The organism is Rahnella perminowiae, assembly GCF_019049695.1.
In the GTDB taxonomy this organism is placed as follows: Bacteria; Pseudomonadota; Gammaproteobacteria; order Enterobacterales; family Enterobacteriaceae; genus Rahnella; species Rahnella perminowiae.
Window position 1 is genome coordinate 197,846 of sequence record NZ_JAFMOT010000188.1, and the last position, 19,361, is coordinate 217,206.

Annotated in this window: 17 protein-coding genes; 5 read left to right on the plus strand and 12 right to left on the minus strand. The window is 51.3% G+C overall.

The annotated features are described in order from the left end of the window. Positions 1 to 274: 274 nt before the first annotated feature. From J1781_RS24475 to J1781_RS24495, 5 genes are all read right to left on the minus strand, one after another. On the minus strand, positions 275 to 991 hold the full coding sequence (locus J1781_RS24475; protein WP_217137648.1) for an ABC transporter ATP-binding protein: 717 nt from the start codon (positions 989 to 991) through the stop codon (positions 275 to 277). Further along, a complete protein-coding gene (locus J1781_RS24480; protein WP_129951650.1) occupies positions 988 to 1,881 on the minus strand; it encodes an ABC transporter ATP-binding protein in 894 nt (297 codons plus the stop codon). The genes J1781_RS24475 and J1781_RS24480 overlap by 4 nt, the downstream gene beginning before the upstream one ends. Further along, positions 1,878 to 3,164, minus strand: coding sequence for a high-affinity branched-chain amino acid ABC transporter permease LivM (gene livM, locus J1781_RS24485; protein ID WP_217220141.1), 1,287 nt, complete (start codon positions 3,162 to 3,164; stop codon positions 1,878 to 1,880). Before livM ends, J1781_RS24480 begins: the two co-directional genes overlap by 4 nt. A 13-nt stretch (positions 3,165 to 3,177) precedes the next feature. Then, positions 3,178 to 4,092 (minus strand): ABC transporter permease subunit, encoded by a 915-nt coding sequence (locus J1781_RS24490; RefSeq protein ID WP_129951652.1) that lies wholly within the window; start codon positions 4,090 to 4,092, stop codon positions 3,178 to 3,180. A gap of 173 nt (positions 4,093 to 4,265) precedes the next feature. Further along, positions 4,266 to 5,390 (minus strand): branched-chain amino acid ABC transporter substrate-binding protein, encoded by a 1,125-nt coding sequence (locus tag J1781_RS24495; RefSeq protein ID WP_129951653.1) that lies wholly within the window; start codon positions 5,388 to 5,390, stop codon positions 4,266 to 4,268. A gap of 413 nt (positions 5,391 to 5,803) precedes the next feature. Between J1781_RS24495 and J1781_RS24500 the strand changes: the two genes are divergently transcribed. Beyond that, entirely contained in the window at positions 5,804 to 6,019 is a 216-nt protein-coding gene (locus tag J1781_RS24500; protein WP_129951654.1) for a YgdI/YgdR family lipoprotein, read from the plus strand. Positions 6,020 to 6,081: 62 nt separating this feature from the next. Here J1781_RS24500 and J1781_RS24505 read toward each other — a convergent pair whose 3' ends face one another. Continuing rightward, a complete protein-coding gene (locus tag J1781_RS24505) occupies positions 6,082 to 6,915 on the minus strand; it encodes an autoinducer binding domain-containing protein (RefSeq protein WP_217234321.1) in 834 nt (277 codons plus the stop codon). 169 nt (positions 6,916 to 7,084) lie between these two features. Here J1781_RS24505 and J1781_RS24510 point away from each other — a divergent pair, with 169 nt between their 5' ends. From J1781_RS24510 to J1781_RS24520, 3 genes are all read left to right on the plus strand, one after another. Further along, positions 7,085 to 9,394, plus strand: a complete 2,310-nt coding sequence (locus J1781_RS24510; protein ID WP_217137650.1) for a glycoside hydrolase family 18 protein — start codon at positions 7,085 to 7,087, stop codon at positions 9,392 to 9,394. A gap of 81 nt (positions 9,395 to 9,475) precedes the next feature. Next, positions 9,476 to 10,150, plus strand: coding sequence for an acyl-homoserine-lactone synthase (locus J1781_RS24515; RefSeq protein WP_217234322.1), 675 nt, complete (start codon positions 9,476 to 9,478; stop codon positions 10,148 to 10,150). A gap of 86 nt (positions 10,151 to 10,236) precedes the next feature. Beyond that, positions 10,237 to 11,268, plus strand: coding sequence for a glycoside hydrolase family 18 protein (locus J1781_RS24520; protein ID WP_129951658.1), 1,032 nt, complete (start codon positions 10,237 to 10,239; stop codon positions 11,266 to 11,268). A gap of 61 nt (positions 11,269 to 11,329) precedes the next feature. Here J1781_RS24520 and hemB read toward each other — a convergent pair whose 3' ends face one another. The 3 genes from hemB to J1781_RS24535 form a co-directional block, all read right to left on the minus strand. After that, positions 11,330 to 12,304 (minus strand): porphobilinogen synthase, encoded by a 975-nt coding sequence (gene hemB, locus J1781_RS24525; protein ID WP_129990419.1) that lies wholly within the window; start codon positions 12,302 to 12,304, stop codon positions 11,330 to 11,332. Positions 12,305 to 12,547: 243 nt separating this feature from the next. Continuing rightward, the gene (locus J1781_RS24530) at positions 12,548 to 14,647 is read right to left on the minus strand and encodes a peptidase domain-containing ABC transporter (RefSeq protein WP_129990420.1); all 2,100 of its coding nucleotides are present in this window, start codon (positions 14,645 to 14,647) and stop codon (positions 12,548 to 12,550) included. Then, complete coding sequence (locus J1781_RS24535) at positions 14,634 to 15,920, minus strand: HlyD family secretion protein (protein ID WP_129951661.1); 1,287 nt, start codon at positions 15,918 to 15,920, stop codon at positions 14,634 to 14,636. The genes J1781_RS24530 and J1781_RS24535 overlap by 14 nt, the downstream gene beginning before the upstream one ends. A gap of 426 nt (positions 15,921 to 16,346) precedes the next feature. On the opposite strand from J1781_RS24535, the gene J1781_RS24540 reads away from it, so the two are divergent. Next, positions 16,347 to 16,538: a chemotaxis protein gene (locus tag J1781_RS24540; RefSeq protein WP_129951662.1), complete on the plus strand. Its 192-nt coding sequence runs from the start codon at positions 16,347 to 16,349 to the stop codon at positions 16,536 to 16,538. An 85-nt stretch (positions 16,539 to 16,623) separates the two neighbouring features. Here the strand turns inward: J1781_RS24540 and J1781_RS24545 are convergent, their stop codons facing one another. From J1781_RS24545 to J1781_RS24555, 3 genes are read right to left on the minus strand one after another with little or no spacing between them, the layout of a single operon-like run. Continuing rightward, positions 16,624 to 17,691, minus strand: a complete 1,068-nt coding sequence (locus J1781_RS24545; protein WP_129951663.1) for a YcjF family protein — start codon at positions 17,689 to 17,691, stop codon at positions 16,624 to 16,626. Continuing rightward, entirely contained in the window at positions 17,688 to 19,085 is a 1,398-nt protein-coding gene (locus J1781_RS24550) for a YcjX family GTP-binding protein (protein WP_217137654.1), read from the minus strand. The genes J1781_RS24545 and J1781_RS24550 overlap by 4 nt, the downstream gene beginning before the upstream one ends. Then, positions 19,060 to 19,311 (minus strand): phage shock protein PspD, encoded by a 252-nt coding sequence (locus J1781_RS24555; protein ID WP_129951665.1) that lies wholly within the window; start codon positions 19,309 to 19,311, stop codon positions 19,060 to 19,062. The genes J1781_RS24550 and J1781_RS24555 overlap by 26 nt, the downstream gene beginning before the upstream one ends. Positions 19,312 to 19,361: the final 50 nt, after the last annotated feature.

Consider the following 19,361-nt stretch of genomic DNA (forward strand, 5'->3'; position numbering starts at 1 on the left):
AATTTTTGACGGCTGATTTCGCATGATAACCCAGAAATTTAACTTTATGGTCACTTTTCAGTAAGAATCTTATGATAGCGGAATACTGTGAGTGAAATGTGGAGGGCGGTTGAAAATTAACAAATTCGGAATAAACCTTATTAGAGGTGACTGGCTGAGATACGCGTAATCACTGACGTTAAGCCCGGCGAGCAACGCACAATGCGCAGACACAATTGAGTGATTCAGATAAGAAAGTGCAGCCAATACAGCTGCAGCTTCAGGGAGACGGGGCTCAGATCCCGCCTAAGTAGGCTTTGCGCACCTCCTGATTATGCAAAAGTTCTTCTCCCGTCCCACTCAGGCGAATTTGCCCGTTGACAATAACGTAACCCCGGTCAGACAGCCTGAGCGCATGATGCGCATTTTGCTCCACGAGAAAGATCGTCATGCCACTTTTCGCCAGTTCACGCAGGGTCTGGAAAATTTGTTTCACGATAATGGGTGCCAGCCCGAGACTCGGTTCATCGAGCAGTAACAGCTTCGGACGACTCATCAGCGCACGGGCAATCGCCAGCATTTGCTGTTCGCCACCGGACATGGTCATCGCCCGCTGTTTACGGCGTTCCTTCAGGCGCGGGAATAACGCAAACATGGTTTGCAGATCTTCTGCCGCATGCTGATTCCCGACAGGAATGGTGCCCATCAGTAGATTTTCTTCCACGGTCATATCCGGAAAAACGCGCCGCCCTTCCGGCGATTGTGCAATTCCCGCCGAGGCCACAAAGTGTGTCGATTTGCGGCTGATATCTTCTCCGCGAAACAGGATTTGCCCGCTCTGTATGCGTGGCTGACCGAATATCGACATCAGCAGCGTTGATTTTCCGGCACCATTGGCGCCGATCAGCGCCACGGTTTCTCCCTGATTCACCTTCAGAGACACCTGCTGCAATGCCTGAATCGCCCCGTAATACACATTCACATCGCGAAATTCCAGCATCGTGTCGCTCATAAGCTGACCTCGTCATCTTCATCAGCACCCAGATACGCGGCGATGACCTTTTCATCATTCTGAATAACCTGCGGTATGCCTTCGGCAATCACGTCGCCGTGGTCGAGCACGATAATATGGTCGGAAATTTCCATTACCATGCCCATATCATGTTCTATCAACAGGACGGTAATATCGTGATGATCGCGCAGGAAACGGATAATTTTACTCAGCGTACGTGTTTCCACCGGATTCAGACCGGCAGCCGGTTCGTCCAGGCAAATCATTTCCGGCGCGGTACACATTGCGCGGGCGATTTCCAGCCGCCGCTGCTGACCGTAAGACATCTCCCCCGCCAGCCGGTTGGCGCAATCGACCAGTTCCACCACCTCCAGCCAGTAAAATGCGCGGTCAAGCGCCTGATTTTCAGCCCGGCGGTAACCGGGTGTATTGAGCACGCCCGCAATCAGGTTGCGGTTAGTCTGCATGTGCTGCGCCACCAGCAGGTTTTCAACCACCGACATTTCACGAAACAGCCGGATGTTCTGAAAAGTTCGCGCCAGCCCGGCGCGGTTGACCAGGTGCGTACCACCGAACATTTTGTAGAAAATACGTTTGCCCAGCTGCGCCGGTTTAATCCAGTCATCCGGCTGAAATTTCTGTCCGAGCACCTGGATCACATTGGTGGTGCGCCGGCATGTATTGAGCAAAATATTGCCGCCGGACGCTTTATAGAAACCGGTAACGCAATTAAATACCGTGGTTTTCCCTGCCCCGTTCGGGCCGATCAGCGCGGTAATCGAACCGCGTCTCACCGCAAGATTCACATCGTTCAGCGCCTTAATACCGCCGAAATGCATACGCAAATGTTCAACACTGAGGATATTGTCATCGGCTAACGCTTCGCTCATGGTGCGACTCCTTTGCGCACGGCAAACCCGCTGCGGCTGATGCGGATTAAGCCGCGCGGCCGCCAGATCATCATCACCACCATTAATACGCCAAACAGCAATACGCGATATTCAGCAAAGCTGCGTAACAGTTCCGGCGCGACGGTCAGCACAAATGCTGCCAGTACCACGCCGATGGTTGAACCCATACCGCCCAGCACCACAATCGCGAGGATCAGGGCAGATTCGAAAAAGGTGAAAGACGTCGGGTTAACGAAACCCTGATACGTGGCGAAAAACACCCCCGCAATACCGGCAGTGGACGCGCCGAGCGTAAAGGCAGACAGTTTGACCAGCACATGATTGAGCCCCATCGCACGGCAGGCAATTTCATCCTCACGCAACGCTTCCCACGCCCGGCCAATCGGCATGCGGGTCAGCCGGTGTTTGATAAACAACACCAGCAACACCACCAGAACCAGCACGGCATAGATGAAGATAAATTTCATGTTCGGGTTATAAGTCAGATGAAAAAACTCGTGGAACGGCACGCCGCCTTCCTTCGCCCGCCGGCCAAATTCCAGACCGAAAAAAGTGGGTGGAGGGGCAGATACCCCGTTAGGACCACCGGTGAAAGATAACCAGTTGGTCAGCACCAGCCGGATAATTTCACCGAAACCTAACGTCACGATCGCCAGGTAATCCCCGTGCATACGCAGCACCGGGAAACCCAGCAAAGCGCCTGCCAGTGCGGCCATCACCGCCGCCAGCGGCAGCATCGACCAGAACCCCAGCCCGAGGTACTGGTATCCCAGCGCCAGTCCGTATGCACCAATGGCGTAAAACGCCACGTACCCTAAGTCGAGCAAACCAGCCAGACCGACCACGATATTCAGTCCCAGGCCGAGCAGGACATAAATCAGCCCCAGAATGGCAACCGTCAGAATATATTTGGTGGCGACGAACGGAAAGAAAATCGCCAGCACGAGGAGCAGTGGAATAATCCAGCGCAGATTGCTTTTGTCATCCGGCGCGCGGACATACACACCTGCGCTGTCAGATTCGAAACGCGCCCGCATTTTCTGTCCGGACCTCGTTTCTAAAAATACACTGAGCAGGAAGCGGCCGGACATCACCGCCACAATCATCCAGACCAGGCGCTGACTATGGAAATTAAAACTGTAGCCATCGAGCACCACGCCAACTACCGGCCCGAAAATAATCAGCGCCACCAGCCCGGCAAAAATGGCATCCAGCAGACAGCGTTTCAGTGAAAAGCCACTGTTCACAGCGGTTTGTGACATCATTTTATTTTCCTCACACTTTCGTCACGACCGGACGGCCCAGCAGGCCCTGAGGGCGGAAAATGAGGATCACCACCAGCAATCCAAAGGAGAATACGTCTTTATAATCGGAATTCACCATGCCTGAGAACTGCGCTTCGGCGATCCCCAGGATCAGCCCGCCGAGCATCGCGCCCGGTAATGAGCCGATCCCGCCAAGCACCGCGGCGGTGAAGGCTTTGATGCCGATGATGAATCCGGCATAGAAATCGAACGTGCCGTAGTTCATGGTCACCAGCACCCCGGCCAGCCCGGCCATCGCGGCACCCATCATGAAGACCAGCGAAATGATACGGTCAGTATTAATGCCCAGTATCGAAGCCATTTTTCTGTCCTGCTGCACGGCGCGACACATCCGCCCGAGTCTGGTGTGGCTGATAATCCACGATAAAACCAGCATGCCCACCAGTGATGCCAGCAGGATGAAAATTTTGGTGTAGGTCATCTGGACAAAACTTTCGCCGATATGAAAACGGAACGCGCCATCCAGCAGGGTCGGAATACCTTGCTGTCGCGGTCCCTGACTGATCTGGGCGTAATTTTGTAAGATAAGCGACATGCCGATAGCAGAAATCAGCGGTGCAAGGCGGGTCGAATTACGCAACGGCTTGTAGGCAATGCGCTCAATTGCCCAGCCGTAAACGCCGGTGACCACGATGGTGAACACCAGAGTGCCCAGGATCAGTAGCGGAAAAGAGTGAAGTCCGAAGAAAGAGAGCAGTGCCAGCGCAATGGCGCAGAGGTAAGCTGAAATCATATACACTTCGCCGTGTGCGAAGTTAATCATGCCGATAATACCGTAAACCATGGTGTAGCCGATGGCGATCAACCCGTAAACAGCACCCAGCGTGATGCCATTAAATAACTGTTGCAGAAAGAATGAATCCATAAATACACAGTCTCTTTTTGTGACCGCGCCCGGCTAAGGCGCATTCATTAAAGCGAATAAAACATTATCGCTACAGCCGTCCGGACCCGGTCAGCGCACAAGAACCGTCGCGTACATGGAATACGTAAGGTCACTGAGCACTGCCCGGGTTCAAAATGGCAAATAAGCGTGCTTTATTCTTTCACTTCCTGATATTTGCCTTTGTCATCCCACTTATAAACCACGTAATCCGAAACTTTCAGATCGCCTTTGCTGTCCCAGGCTTTTTTGCCCATGACAGTATCCACGCTGTTGGCTTTCAGCCATTGGCTGGCTTTGGCGGAATCGCTGCCGCCGGTGGCTTTGAACGCTGCGGCAATGGCCTGAACGGAGGCATAGGAATAAAGGGTATAACCTTCCGGCTCAAACTTGCTGGCACGGAATTTATCGATGACCGCTTTACCTTCCGGGATCAGGCGCGGGTCTTTACCAAAGGTCATCAGGATGCCGTTGGTGTATTGCGGGCCACCTGCGGCGGTGACCATTTCTTCGTTCACGATGCAGTCACCGGAGAAGAAGGTGGCCTGCACGCCCTGCTCACGCATCTGGCGCACCAGCGGACCGGCCTCCGGATGGCAACCGCCGAAGAACACCACATCCGGTTTCTGCGCACTGATTTTGGTGACCAGCGCGTTAAAATCTTTTTCACCTCGCGACAGCCCTTCGTACATCACTTCCTTCACGCCACGCTTGTTGAGCGCCGCTTTGGTGGCATCCGCCAGCCCCTGCCCGTAGGTATCTTTATCATGGATAATGACCACTTTTTTGGCTTTCAGCTTGTCAATGATGTAATCGCTGGCAACCTGCCCCTGCTGGTCGTCACGTCCACACATGCGGAACATATCGCTCATGCCACGTTCGGTGATTTGCGGGTTGGTTGAACCCGGTGTGATGGCGATAATTCCGGCATCGTTATAAACCTCGGACGCCGGCATGGTAGAAGATGAGCAAAAATGCCCGACAACCGCCTGCACTTTATCCTGATCAACAAGACGGTTCGCCACCGCAACGGCCTGTTTCGGTTCGCAGGCATCATCACCCTGCACCAGTTTGATTTTCTCGCCGTTAATTCCGCCTGCGGCATTAATGTCATCAGCGGCCTGTGTGGCACCATGCCAGTACTGATCGCCATAGGTGGCATTCGGGCCGGTGAACGGGCCGGCGACGCCAATCACGATATCCGCACGCGCAGAAAACGCCGTGACCAGACAGCCTGCCAGCAACAAAGAAAGAGGACTTTTAATAAATTTCATCGACATCATCATGATCCTTAGGACTGAGTTAATGCAAAACGGGTGAAGGAAAACGCATGTAGCAAAAACACCAACACGAAGTCGTCATCTGAAAATGTGAAATTTAATGCTTAATCTTGAGACTGAGGATTCCCCGCTTATCACCAGGGGTGAAAACATCAAAGGTAAGAGACATAAGCAAAATATCTGCCAGTGTTACAGAACCTTTGAGAATGTTACGGGTTATGTGAGTATAGATAGCGGCGCAAGAGCGTTACGAACAAGTCACAGAAACAACGACGGGATCACATCGCACCGTGCTGGTGCACAATCGCGGTTTTGCACGCACTATTACGCTTAGTGACATTTTTATTCTTTGCTTCTTACGGCAGTTTGTTTTGTAATGCCGGCAAATGATTGCAACAGGAACCTGCTGAACAATGAAGAAATTATTCTGCCTGACGGCCGGGGTTCTGGCCCTGGCATTAACCGGCTGTGCCAGCGATTATGTGATTAATACGAAATCCGGCGACCAGTTTTTCGCCCACGGTGAACCGGATCGTGACCGCGATACCGGCATGACCAGCTATACCGACATGAACGGCGATTATCACCTGATGAACACCAATGATATTGCGGGTATTGTGAAAAAGTAGGTAAGACGGGGCCAGTCATCTGACACGAAGGCAAAATGTGGCCTGCCAGTGACAGGCCCGTTTTATTTAATAATATTGGCTCTCATGGCTTTCATTATCACCTGCACTCTATTTTTAGCCCCAAGTTTGGTCATGCAATTGTTAATGTGAAATACTGCTGTTCTTTCTGAAATTGACAGAATCCGGCTTATTTCCCAACTGGTTTTCCCTTCCGCAAGCCAGACCAAACATTCACGTTCTCTTGCAGTCAGTATTGCTGGCGGCGTTAAATTCCCTACCTTATCAATAAGTTTATTATTAAAATCCCTTAAAAATTGATTATTAAGTTTGTGCAAATAAACTGTAATCATTCCAATAATATTCATGGATTCCTTTTGCGAAACAAATATATCTTCTTTTCGTGCCACACTGAGCACGCCTATATACTGGTCATTTATCGGTAAAGACATGGAATATCCATACCGGATACCATGCGCCTTCGCACAATTTAAAAAGCGATCACTTCCCGAAAGCGACACACTGCTCCATATATGAGCTTGCTGATAATTCCGAGCCTTATTAATAATAGGGTCTATTTTATGAAACCCATTTTCCATATATTGCCGGCGCCAGCTGGCGTTAAAACCTTCAAGAATAAAAAAATCATCGAAGCCTTTTCTCGGCGTTATAACATAAGCATAGCTGTCGAATCGAATTGAGTATAACCACTTATCCAAGGTTAATTTTATCTGGTCATCCATACAATAATTTAAGTCGCTGAATTTCGTGCAAATGCAATCTCCATGGAACATTTCCCTCTCCTCATCCAAACACAGCATTGCAATGATTATAGGAAGGCTCGATTGCCTGTCAATTAAACTGCCTGTAATACCTGTAATAAGTGTCAGGTTTTTCATTTTTTTTAGTTTATTTAATTTAACTTATTGAAAATAAAACATAAAAAATTAACAAGCCAATTTGCACAACACAGAATTACAGCCAAAATGATTCACGTTCCAAGACGAAATGCTGTTTCAGATTTCTATCGTGCTGATAATTCAGAATGCTAACTGTTAAGGAAAATTTATGTCTAAAATTACAAAACCCGATGCCGCCACAACTGAATCTTATCTGATCGACGGATTTGATCCCGCCGTTGATACCGAAAAATTCAGTTATACCGCAGCCCGCGTAGCTAAACCGGTATATAACAAATACAACACTGTAGGTCGCCCAAAAGTCTTTGGTTATTACACCGACTGGTCACAATATGATGGCCGCCTGCAAGGCAGCCAGCAACCCGCAGATCGCGGGCGTGGCGTTGACCTGGCACTTGTTTCGCCAACGGCATTCGACAAATTAATTGTGGGTTTTGTCGGCATTCTTGGTGATTTGGGTGAGAAATCTGCAGCCATCTCCAGCGGGGCAGCAGCATTTGGTATTCACGATCAGGACGGCTCTGTTACTTTCCTCGATGTCTGGGGTGATACCCAAACCTACGTCAATAATGGCTTCCCGAGTTATAAAGACATCACTATGCCTGACGATTTCCAGCAGGAAAAAGTTCAGGGGATTTTAGGCGGTCTGCGGGATTTGCAGAAAAAAGCAAAAACACTCGGTCATGATCTGGTTCTCTCATTTAGCGTGGGTGGCTGGACCATGAGTAACGGTTTTTACAACATGTCACGCGATGCCCAACAGCGTGTTCGCTTCTGTGCCAGCATTGTGGATATCTTCAAACGTTTCCCGATGTTCACAGAAGTCGACATTGACTGGGAATATCCGGGAGCAGCAGGCAATAACAACCCTTATGGCGATGACGACAGTGTTTACTATGTCATTTTAATGAGAGAGTTGCGGGCAGCTTTCAACAATGCCGGATTGCCAAACACCAGAATCAGTATCGCCTCTTCAGCCGATCCGGCGGTTCTGGCGAAAGCCGACATCCCGGGTCTGCTGGCTGCAGGTCTGAACGGGATTAACGTGATGACCTACGATTTCTTCGGTACGCCATGGGCTCCCGCACTGAATCATCATACGAACCTGCATAAAACAGAACAAACCAGCTATGGCGTGGATGCCGCAGTTGACTATCTGATTTCAATAGGTGTGGCGCAGAGTAATATCAACATTGGCTACGCAGGTTATACCCGTAATGCGCGTAATGCGGCGATCTCTCAACTGTCACCTTTGGTCGGTACCTATGAACCAGGTGCCGCAACGACAACGGGGACTTTTGAGTCAGGAAGCTCAGAATGGTATGACATTATTTATAACTATCTGGATCTGGAAGCGCAAAAAGGGAAAAACGGCTTCGAACTCTATACCGATGAAAAGGCTGACGCAGACTATCTGTACAGCTCGTCTTCTAAATTATTTATCTCTCTGGATACGCCGCGTACCGTAAAAGCGAAAGCTGAATATGCCCGCTCAAAAGGGCTGGGAGGCGTATTTACCTGGACTGCCGATCAGGATAACGGTCTGCTGGTCAATGCTGCGCGTGAAGGGCTGGGTGCCCCGATAGTGACACAAGCCATTGATATGGCACCTTTCTACTTTAAAGGTATTAATGCCAGCGTTGATCCGCTCGATCGCGCACCGGTCGCGCAAATCGTGGGGCCAAAAAGCCCGGTCTCTCCGATTACCCAACTTACCTTTGATGGCAGTCATTCCTACGATCCTGACGGTGACCCGATCACTTATCAGTGGAATGTCCCGTCGGGCTTAATTGTCAGCGGCAGCCTGACAGACCCGATTATTCACCTGCGGGTGCCTGCCGCAGGGTATCAGGCCAGTTATACCGTTTCACTTACCGTCTCTGATGGCAGCAAAACCGGTACTGATACCTATACCTTCCTGGTCGCAGGTGGCGTGAATGAGCCTCCGGTGGCGGCAGTCTCCGGCAGTAAAACAGTCAGCAGCGGCGCAACGGGTACACTCAGCGCGGCAAACTCGTATGACCCTGACGGCGAAGTGTTGAGCTACTTCTGGAGTTTGCCAGCAGATGTCACTGCCACATCCGTGACCGGTGAAACGCTGACTTACACCGCGCCAACCGTGCTGATTAATCATTCACTGGTGTTCCAGTTGACCGTGACTGATATCAGCGGAGCGAGCGACACTGCGGCTTACAATGTTACCGTTCAGGCGGCAACCGGGTATCCGCAATGGAGCGCCACGGAGACTTATAATGAGGGCGACCGTGTTAGCTGGGAGGGCAGTAATTATGAAGCGAAATGGTGGACTCAGGGAACAGAGCCAGGCACGTTGGATGAAGCCGGTGGGGATCCATGGTTTAAATTAGGCTCCGGCAATGTCGGAGGTCAACCAAACTGCCCGGGCGTGAGAGGGGGATGCTGCGCACCACGCGGGCGTAATCCGGGTCGTAATATGTAGCGGATGTCCCGCTATTTATCACTGACTATCAGTGCAGGCGGTGATTAGCCTGCACTGATTATTAACGAATGAGTATTGAATATGAGCCAAGCCGAAATTATCACGCCGGTGAGCATTTTTCATTCCGGCAATACAGATATTGATATAACAGACCCACGCCTTGTTTCACATGCCGTACTTCACGGATGTATTTCCGGAAGCAGAAGAAATCAGACGCTCTTATTATCGATGTTTCAACTTCGGCATCGTGTATTTAAACAACGGTTGAAATGGGATGTGGAAAGTTTCAATGAGCAGGAAACAGATCGTTTCGACACTATCGACACTGATTATATTATTACTACCGATATTAACAATAACGTCAAAGGCTGTGTGCGCCTTTTGCCCACTACGGCCCCTTATATGCTCAGCGAAGTTTTTCCTGATTTGTGGCAAAGTCAGGCTCCCCTTCCCTGTTCTGCATCAGTCTGTGAACTTTCACGTTTTTCCTTTGAAAAGAGTCATGACGCCGGGGGATACGGATTCTCGGGCCCGGTAGTCCGGCTCCTGCGTAATTTAGTTTTATATGCACAACGCAACCAGATTTCACAATATGTCTTTGTCACCACTGCTGCCATTGAACGCTTACTGGTGATCCAGGGAGTTTCGATTTACCGGGTGGGGAATGTAGTCAAAATAGGCAGCGCACAAACCGTGGTTATTTTTATGAACATCAATCAGCAAACGGAGGAAGCCCTTTTTAACCATTCCAAATGAAGCGCCTTACTATATCCGTGAACAACCGCAGTAGATAAACCCTGACTGTTAATCCTCAATCCCTATTAATTTATTAAGGAAATATCATGTCAAATTCTTATTTACCTTTTATTGATGTCACTATTAATGCGTTGTGGAGTGACTGGCAACAATATCCGAATGGCAGACCTAATCCCATTTATTACGAACAGGCCCTCAGGTGGAAAATTGACGGGTTAATTTTTGGGTTTCTGACACTGGATACGGAAACCAATACCCCGTGCTGGGCGGCAAGTTCTGCCATGCCTTTAGAGTGGGCACTGCCGCTGGCGGATGAGCTTAACAGCGCCGGGCTTTCTGTCATCATCTCATTTGGCGGGGCCGCCAATTCCGATATCTCCACCCATTTCAGTATCGTGGAACTTGAAGAGATCTACATTGCCACTATAGACATGTACGGAGCTAAAGGGCTGGATTTCGATCTGGAAAACGGGCTGTTTGATGCCGCTAAAATATGTGCGGCTCTGAAAAGAGTTGTCAGCCTCAGGCCTGACGTTGCCATCAGTTTTACCCTGCCGACCCTGCCTACCGGCCTGAATCTGAGCGGTGTGGAGATCCTCAGGCTGGCAAAAAATGCGGGTCTGGAGTTTAGTGTCAATGGTATGGCGATGGATTATGGCGATCCGGATAATGACCCGGCAACACAAACGGATATGGGCAGAGCTGCTGTAGAGGCGGCACTGAGCATCAGTACACAATTGCTGCTTCTTTACCCTGATCTTTCCGAAGCCCGGCGCCTGGCCAAAGTGGCCGTTACGCCAATGATTGGTCTCAACGATGATGCCAGCATGTTCAAACTGGACGATGTCAATACCCTAACACGGTTTGCTAAGCTTAACCCGTTGAGTTTTATCGGTATATGGTCATTTAACCGTGATCATCCATCCGGTTATACTTATGTTGATCTCGAAACCAGTAGTAATCCTGAACAGAGAGTGGCAGGCGAATATTCACAGCTGTTTGTGTTGGGTTTAACACCGGCTACCACCGCGCCGGGGACAACCCTTCACAGTGGCCGGGTCTGGTTCGAGTCCCACCCGGCAACCAAAAACCGCAGATTCGTATGCCCTTCCCGTTAAGCTTTTGTAATGCAAAAAACCGGGCGGAAGCCCGGTTTTTCGTTTGAAGCATAAAAAGAAATTACAGCCCGTTTTCAGCAATATCCATGGCAAAATAGGTCAGGATAATATCTGCGCCTGCACGTTTGATCGCACCAAGACTTTCGCGCACCACGGCACGCTCATCGATAGCACCGGCTTGTGCGGCGAACTTGATCATCGCGTATTCACCGCTGACCTGATACGCCGCCAGTGGCAGACGGGAGGCTTCACGGATATCACGGATCACATCCAGATACGCGCCAGCCGGTTTCACCATCAGCGCATCTGCACCTTCCTGCTCATCCAGCAACGATTCACGCACGGCTTCGCGGCGGTTCATCGGGTTCATCTGATATTGCTTGCGGTTGCCTTTGAGCACGCTGCCGCCCGCTTCACGGAAAGGTCCGTACAGCGAAGACGCGAACTTGGTGGAATAGGCCATGATCGAGGTATCGATAAATCCGGCTTCATCAAGCGCACTGCGGATGGCCTGCACCTGACCGTCCTGAGCGGCGGATGGCGCGATGAAATCTGCCCCGGCGGCGGCGGCTACCACAGCCTGCCTGCCAAGGTTGATCAGGGTTGCGTCGTTATCCACACCGTGGTCATGCAGCACACCGCAATGGCCATGTGAAGTGTATTCGCAGAAACAGGTGTCGGACATGACGATCATTTCAGGCACGGTGTCTTTGCAGATACGCGCCATACGCGCGACCAGACCGTTTTCATTCCAGGTATCACTGCCGGTGGCATCCATGTGATGCGAAATACCAAACGTCATCACCGAGCGGATACCGGCACGGGCGTAGCGTTCGATTTCAAACGCCAGACGGGATTCAGGGATGCGCAGTACGCCGGGCATGGCTTCGATGGGTACGTATTCAGAGGTTTCTTCTTCTACGAAAATCGGCAGTACCAGATCATTGACGCTAAATTCGGTTTCCTGAAAAAGCGTGCGCAGGGATTCGGACTGTCTCAGGCGACGAAGGCGTGAGCTCGGGAACTGATTCGACATGAAAACTCCTAAAAATTAATCTGTTGCACTGATATTTTTGAGAAACAGGAGCGCAGACAGTTCAGACGGCAGGAGGCAATGCAGCGCCGTCAGACGATGGAGCCAGTATTTTATAATAACTTTTAAACAAATGATGAACTTTCCGTGAGCAGATGTAACACCGGCCACAATTTTACCTCAACAATCGGCCGGTTCACTGAATCCTCCCGTTCGCATCAGGGCGGCCCGGAGGATGACGGATTCCTACCCCAGTTTTATCTCGCGATCGGCTGACGCAATGGTAGAAGGCCGGTGCGCGATAAATATCCGCGTAATATCCAGTTCACTGATCGCCTGATTAATCCGCAGTTCGTTATCCAGATCCAGATGGCTGGTCGCCTCGTCGAGAAACAATATCGCCGGACGACGGTACAGTGCACGGGCAATCAGCAAACGCTGTTTCTGCCCGCCAGACAGGCTGCCACCCAGTTCACTGATCAGCGTTTCATAGCCCATCGGCATCCGTTCGATATCGTCGTGAATATTACAACGGCGTGCACAATCGACAATACGCGCCTCATCTTTCTGTTCGTCGAAGCTGGCAATATTCTCGGCGATAGATCCGGCGAACAACGTATCATCTTGTAATACACAGGCGATGCAGCTGCGGTAATTGTTCAGCCCGGCGGTGGTGATATCCATGCCGTTGATCAGGATCCGCCCTTCGGTCGGCGTGAGCAAACCGGTCATAATTTTCATCAGTGTGGTTTTACCCTGCCCCGACGGCCCGGTAATGGCCACGCTTTCACCGGCCGCGACTGACAGGTTCAGTCCGTTGATCAGCGGCGCGGAAAGGCTGTCGTACTGGAAAACCAGATCCCGCACCTCCAGCGAAGCTGCCTCGCCCGCGCGCAACAATTCGCGCTCCGGCAGCGACTTTTCGGTGTCGGTCAGCGCAATATCGGCGATACGGTCGCGGTGCAGGGAAAGCATCCGCAACTGTAATACCATGTTCAGCAGATTGGCCGCACGTTCGGAAAACTGACCGCGATACGTATTGAACGCAACAAACATCCCGAGCGTCATATGGCCGTCGATGACCTGCGTCGCCCCAAGCCACAGCAACGCGACCTGATCGAGGGTGGCGATCAGCGTGTTGCCGCCGGTAAACATCATTTCAAACTTGGTTTTGCGCACCGTCGCATTGGCGTTATCAATGTTCAGATTCAGCCAGAAATTGGCGCGGGATTTCGATAAACCGAGCGCTTTCAGCGTGCTGATGCCGTACAGGGTTTCCATAAAGTGCGAACCGGCACGCGCACCTTTTACAATCTGCTCTTCTGAAACCTGCCGGTATGCGTTGTAGGTTGTCAGGCGGAAAACCACATAAATCGCGGTAAAACCCAGGATCACCCAGATCAGCCAGCCACCGTACAGCACCATCATGACAATTAATCCGACCGACATAATGCCGTCAATAATACTGTTCACCACATTGGTGGTCAGCGTGGTACGCAACGTGTCGAGCGAAGTAAAACGCGACTGAATGTCACCGAGTTTGCGTTTTTCGAAATAATCGAGTGGCAGTTTCATCAGATGGTCAAACAGCCGGGCTTTCCATTGCACATCAATCAGCGTACTCATCACCAGCGATGTCCAGGCACGTAACATACTGACGCCGGTGCGGAAAATGATGAAAAACAGTAAGCCGAGGCAAATCAGTGTCAGTAAATCCGGGTCTTTGGCCGGGATCACATGGTCCATTACCAGTTGCATCCCGACCGGCAGCAACAGATTGACCGATTCGATCATCAGCGAGAGGCAGAAGATTTTGGTCAGCGCCGGAATAAGCCCGCTGACGTTGCCCATCATTTTGCGCAAATCCAGTCTGACGCGTGGTTTCTCCGAGGTAAAACCGTTGTCCGGCCACAGTTCCAGCGCCACGCCGGTAAAATGTTCAGACACTTCACGCATGCCAAGCGAACGACGGCCAAAGGCCGGATCGTGAATAATCACTTTGCCCTGTTTCACACCAACCAGTACCACGAAATGATTGAGATCCCAGTGCAAAATACACGGCGTTTTCAGCGCATTCAGCTCATCGATATCCAGCTTTAGTGCGCGGGACTTCATCTCATTGGCCGTGGCGATATCCATCAGCGTACGCAGCGTCGCGCCGCGTGAAGAAATGCCGTAACGCTGTCGCAGACTCTGTAAATCAACGTGTTTGCCGTGATAGCCAAAGACCATCGCCAGACTGGCCAGCCCGCACTCGGCAGCCTCTGTTTGAATAATCTGCGGCACACGGTGACGCCAGCTAAAGTGCAGGCGGTCAGCCAGCTCCCGTACGTTATCGAGATTCATTGATTGGCCCCACCACGCTCTTCTTCATGCTGTAATACGGAGACAGCATCCATTGATACAACGGCCTCTTCTCCAGGAATAATGTCGATTCGGCTTTCATGCCGCTGGATAAATTCAGCGTCTCGCCGTGCCAGTTCATGGCTTTTTTATCCAGTGAAACAATCACTTTGTAATACGGCCCGCTGACCGTGCCGTTAGGCGTTCGCGGCGCGCTGGCGTAGGAATTCAGTTCCTGTTCAGAAACCGGTGCCGAAGAAATCGACTGCACCGTGCCCGGGAACTGGCCATATTTTTCAAACGGATAAGCTTCATAGCGAATATTAATGTGCTCGCCCGCTTTCACGTAAGGCACGCTTTCATTGGGCAGCCAGGCAACGAGGAAGAACGGGGAATTACTGGCTGGTACCAGTTGCGCAAGGCTGTCGCCCGCGTTAACCATCTGGCCGGGCGTGACGCTCAGTGAGGAGATTTTGCCGGAGGTCGGCGCGGTGATCAGCAAGGAACCTTTGGCATCGGCCTGTGCCAGTTGTCGCTCAAGGTCATTGCGCTGGTAGCCGTATTGCGAAATCTGGTTATCGAACTCCGCTGCCCGCGTGACCAGCTCACTGCGCAGATTGGTAATCTGCAACGCTTCCTGAATCGCCTGGGTATTCAGGCTCTGAAACGATGTCTGTTGCTGATAAAACAGGTAGCGCTGATTATTCAGCTGATCAGTATTGATCAGGCCCTTCTTCTGATATGCCCCGTAGTTCTGCATACTTTTTTTCATGGCATCCAGCCCTTCCTGAGCCGAATCCACCATGCTTTGTGAGACTTCATGTGCTTTCTGATACTGATCGAGTTGCTGTTGCAAATTTTGCAGCGTTTCCTGCTTATTGTGTTCCAGCTGAGCGATAATGGAATCTATCTGTTCGCGCTGCTTTTTAATCGCGGCAAGTGTGGTGGTGCTGACATTCCCCGCCTGTGTCACGCGGCTGACATCGATTTCATAGAGTGGCTGGCCCTTTTTTACGGGTTTACCGGTGTCGACATATAATTTTGTCACCACGCCCTGCTCAGGACTGAATAAATTAATGCTGTGCGGCTGAGTGATGATTTCACCGCTGACGTTAATGCGGCGTGTATAATTTGCAAAGATAAGGAACATCAGTAAAGCAAACAGGAAAAGGGCGGTAAGTGTCGTCACAATCCATAAAGGCCACCCTGCGAGTAATAAAGCCTTGCCCGCCCAGTGGCTTTGCTGATGTTCATTCACCTCTTTACGAAAGAGCATATTTACGTGTTCCAGAATAACCAGCTGTAAAAACAGAATCTTTGAAAGATAGCAGCCTGTCATCACGCTGCCACCGCGATTACTCTGAAACACACGACAAATTTATTTCCGCACCGCAACAATGATGTAGAAATATTAATTTTCAAGCATTCTCTGAAATAACCAGTCGGCCATAAATCTGATTAATTTTCGTTCGTTAAATAAATCACTCCGGTTAGATTATATTTAAATAATCAATAAAAACAAATTGTTGAAAAGAAAATCTCACTTAGGAGATTATTCCTAGACAAATTCAGCACGCAGTACTCTAGGCTTAATCCCTGTGAAGACATTGCGTAGAAATTATCTCCATAGACTTACTCAATGTTTTCATCGCCCCCGGTATTACAGGGGACTTGCTTTAACAGATTAAAAGGAAGGCCTAAGATGAAACAATTAACAGAACGTGATATTGAAATGGTTAATGGTGCAGGTTGGTCGGAAGATGTTAATAAAGTTGCCGATCGCCTATCAAGCTTTGGTCAGGACGCGGTAAGTGACACCAGTAATGCGGTGAACAAGGCGTATTCACAAATTTCCGATGGTCTCGCTAAAGCACAGAACTATCTGACAACCTAGTTTTCAGTCTTAAAGGTTAATCAGAGTAATTCGAGCCCCCATTTATTTGGGGGCTTTTTTATTGTCGCTCAAAACTGACGTAATATCACACGCCTGTTTTTGTTTTCTCACTTTTCACCATGCTGTTCTTCAGCTTGCCGATAAGCTCGCGGCGAAAATCACCGAGTTTCGGTTTATCGCCTTCCAGCCACGGCAGCGGACGGCATAACTCCATGGTTTTGATGCCCAGACGCGCGGTCAGCAAACCGGCCCCGATCCCTTGTGCAGCACGGGCAGAAAGCCGGGCGGCCAGATCCTGTGACATCCAGTCCATACCCACCTCACGCACCAGCTCAGATGCGCCGGCGAACGCCATATTGAGCAATACCAGACGGAACAACCGGATACGGCTGTAATAGCCGAGTTCAATGCCATAAAGTACCGCGATGCGGTTGACCAGTCGCAGGTTACGCCAGGCAATAAATGCCATATCCACCAGAGCCAGCGGGCTGACGGCAATCATCAGCGCGGATTCGGCGGCTGAATGACTGATTTCACGCCGTGCCTGCACGTCGAGAACCGGCTGAACCAGACGGGCATACAGTTCGACCACTTCGCGGTCATTCTGGGTTTCATGCAGTGAGGCCTTCCAGCGTTGCAACGCCGGATGGCTGTTATCCAGGCCAGCCTGTGCTGCCAGTTTTTCGCAGAATGCACGCCCCTGCCCTAACCCGTGGCTGTGCATTAATTCGCGTGCCGTATCGCGCTCACTGGCCCGCTGACGCAGGCGGTACAAACGCCGCCATTCGGTGGCAACAGACCCCACGCCAGCGACAATAATCAGCCCACCTGCGGTGCAGGCACCGAGCGCCACCCAGTCCTGTTGGATCCAGGCCTCATGAACCCGTTGCATGCCCTGTGCCACGACGCTGATACCCAGCACCGCCACGCCGAGGCGCACAATTTTGCCCCATAAACTGCGGCGGGGTTTCAGCGCGCGGTTAAGCACCGCTTCGGCTTCGCCCTCCTCCTGATGTTCATCTGTCTCGGCGGTAACCGGAATAAAGCGCTCTGAAATCTGCGCGTCAAAGGCCACAGCCGGTTTGATCAGCGGCTCCGCCGGCGCTGTTAATTCCGTTTCAAAATCGATACGCGGTTTTATCGGTTCGCTCATCGCATTTTATCTCCCAGTAAAAACTCCATCACCGCATCCAGACGGATGTGCGGCAACGGGGTGTCCACACTCATTTCGCGCGGACGAAACTCGTCAAAATGAAAACCCTGTTTTTGCCAGAACGCATGCCCCGGCAGACGCGCAGGCACTTCGCCGGGGAACACGGTCAGCGGCGCACCATCCTGTAACCGGTGTCCTTTCAGCGCGGGCAAACTTTGCCCCTGATATTCCACCATGCCCGTTTCCGTCGCCTGTACCGAAGCCAGCCCGGCGCAATCCATGCTAATGCCTTCGAACGCAGCATTCTGCCAGGCTTCCTGCACCAGTTGCTGTAACAGTGATACCAGATTAGCGTGCTGATCGCCGGTGATGTGGTCGGCTTTGGTGGCGGCGAACATCAGTTTGTCGATGCACGGATTAAACAGACGGCGGAACAGCGTACGTTTACCGTAGTGAAAACTTTGCATCAGCTGAGTCAGTGCCAGGCGCATATCGTTAAACGCCTGCGGCCCGCTGTTGAGCGGCTGCAGGCAATCGACCAGCACAATCTGGCGGTCGAACTTCACGAAGTGATCTTTATAAAAACCCTTCACAATGTTCTGACAGTAATAATCGAAACGTGCGCGCAGCATACCAAAATTGCTGTTTTTATCCGCCTGTGCCAGCTGCGCATCCGAATAACGATTCAGCTCGGGCCACGGGAAAAATTGCAGCGCAGGCGCACCGGCCATATCTCCCGGCAAAACAAAACGCCCGGGCTGGATAAAATGCAAACCTTCGTTTTTGCAACGCACCAGATAACCGGTGTAAGCCTGGGCAATCGCGCCGAGCAAATTTTCATCCGCCGGTGCCAGCGGATCGCATTTTTCGCACAGCGTCAGCCACGGCTTTGCCCATTCTGCGCGATCACCCTGTAACAGCCCCGCCATCTGGCGCGACCAGTCGGAATAATTTTGCTCCAGCATCGGCAGATCCAGCAGCCATTCGCCAGGATAATCGACGATCTCCAGATAGAGCGTGGAGGTATCTTTAAAGTGACGCAGCAGGGAATCATTGGAGCGGTAACGCAGCGCCAGGCGGATTTCGCTGACGCCGCGTGTGGGCGTGGGCCACGCAGGTGGCGTGCCATAAAGTGATGCCAGACCTTCGTCATAGGTAAACCGCGACACGCCCAGATCACGTTGGGGGACGCGTTTCACACCGAGCAGCCGCTCTTCGCGGGCCGCCGAAAACAGCGGTAAGCGGGCGCCGCTGTGCATGTGTAATAGCTGGTTAACGAAAGCGGTAATAAAAGCGGTTTTGCCACTGCGGCTTAAGCCGGTGACAGCCAGCCGCAGATGCCTGTCCATGCCGCGATTGATCAGTGAACTAAAGTCGCTTTGTAGTCTTTTCATTGCTCTCCCTGGCGTAGCGCCCAAACAGCGCGGTCAAAATACGTTTGAATAACGGTTCTAATAATAGTGCTAAAACATACCGTAGTGGCCCTTTTCCCACTACGCCCAGCACACGCGCCGCCAGCCCGGCAGGGCCAAAAGTCAGCGCCAGCGTCATCATAACGCTGAAAATTTTCGAAAACAGGCTGCGCTTACCCGGCAGCGAGGAATTCAGGGAACGGGTCATAAAGATTCCTTCAGCGGGAGGTGAGAGGGAAAATGGCAGCCGGAGCCATG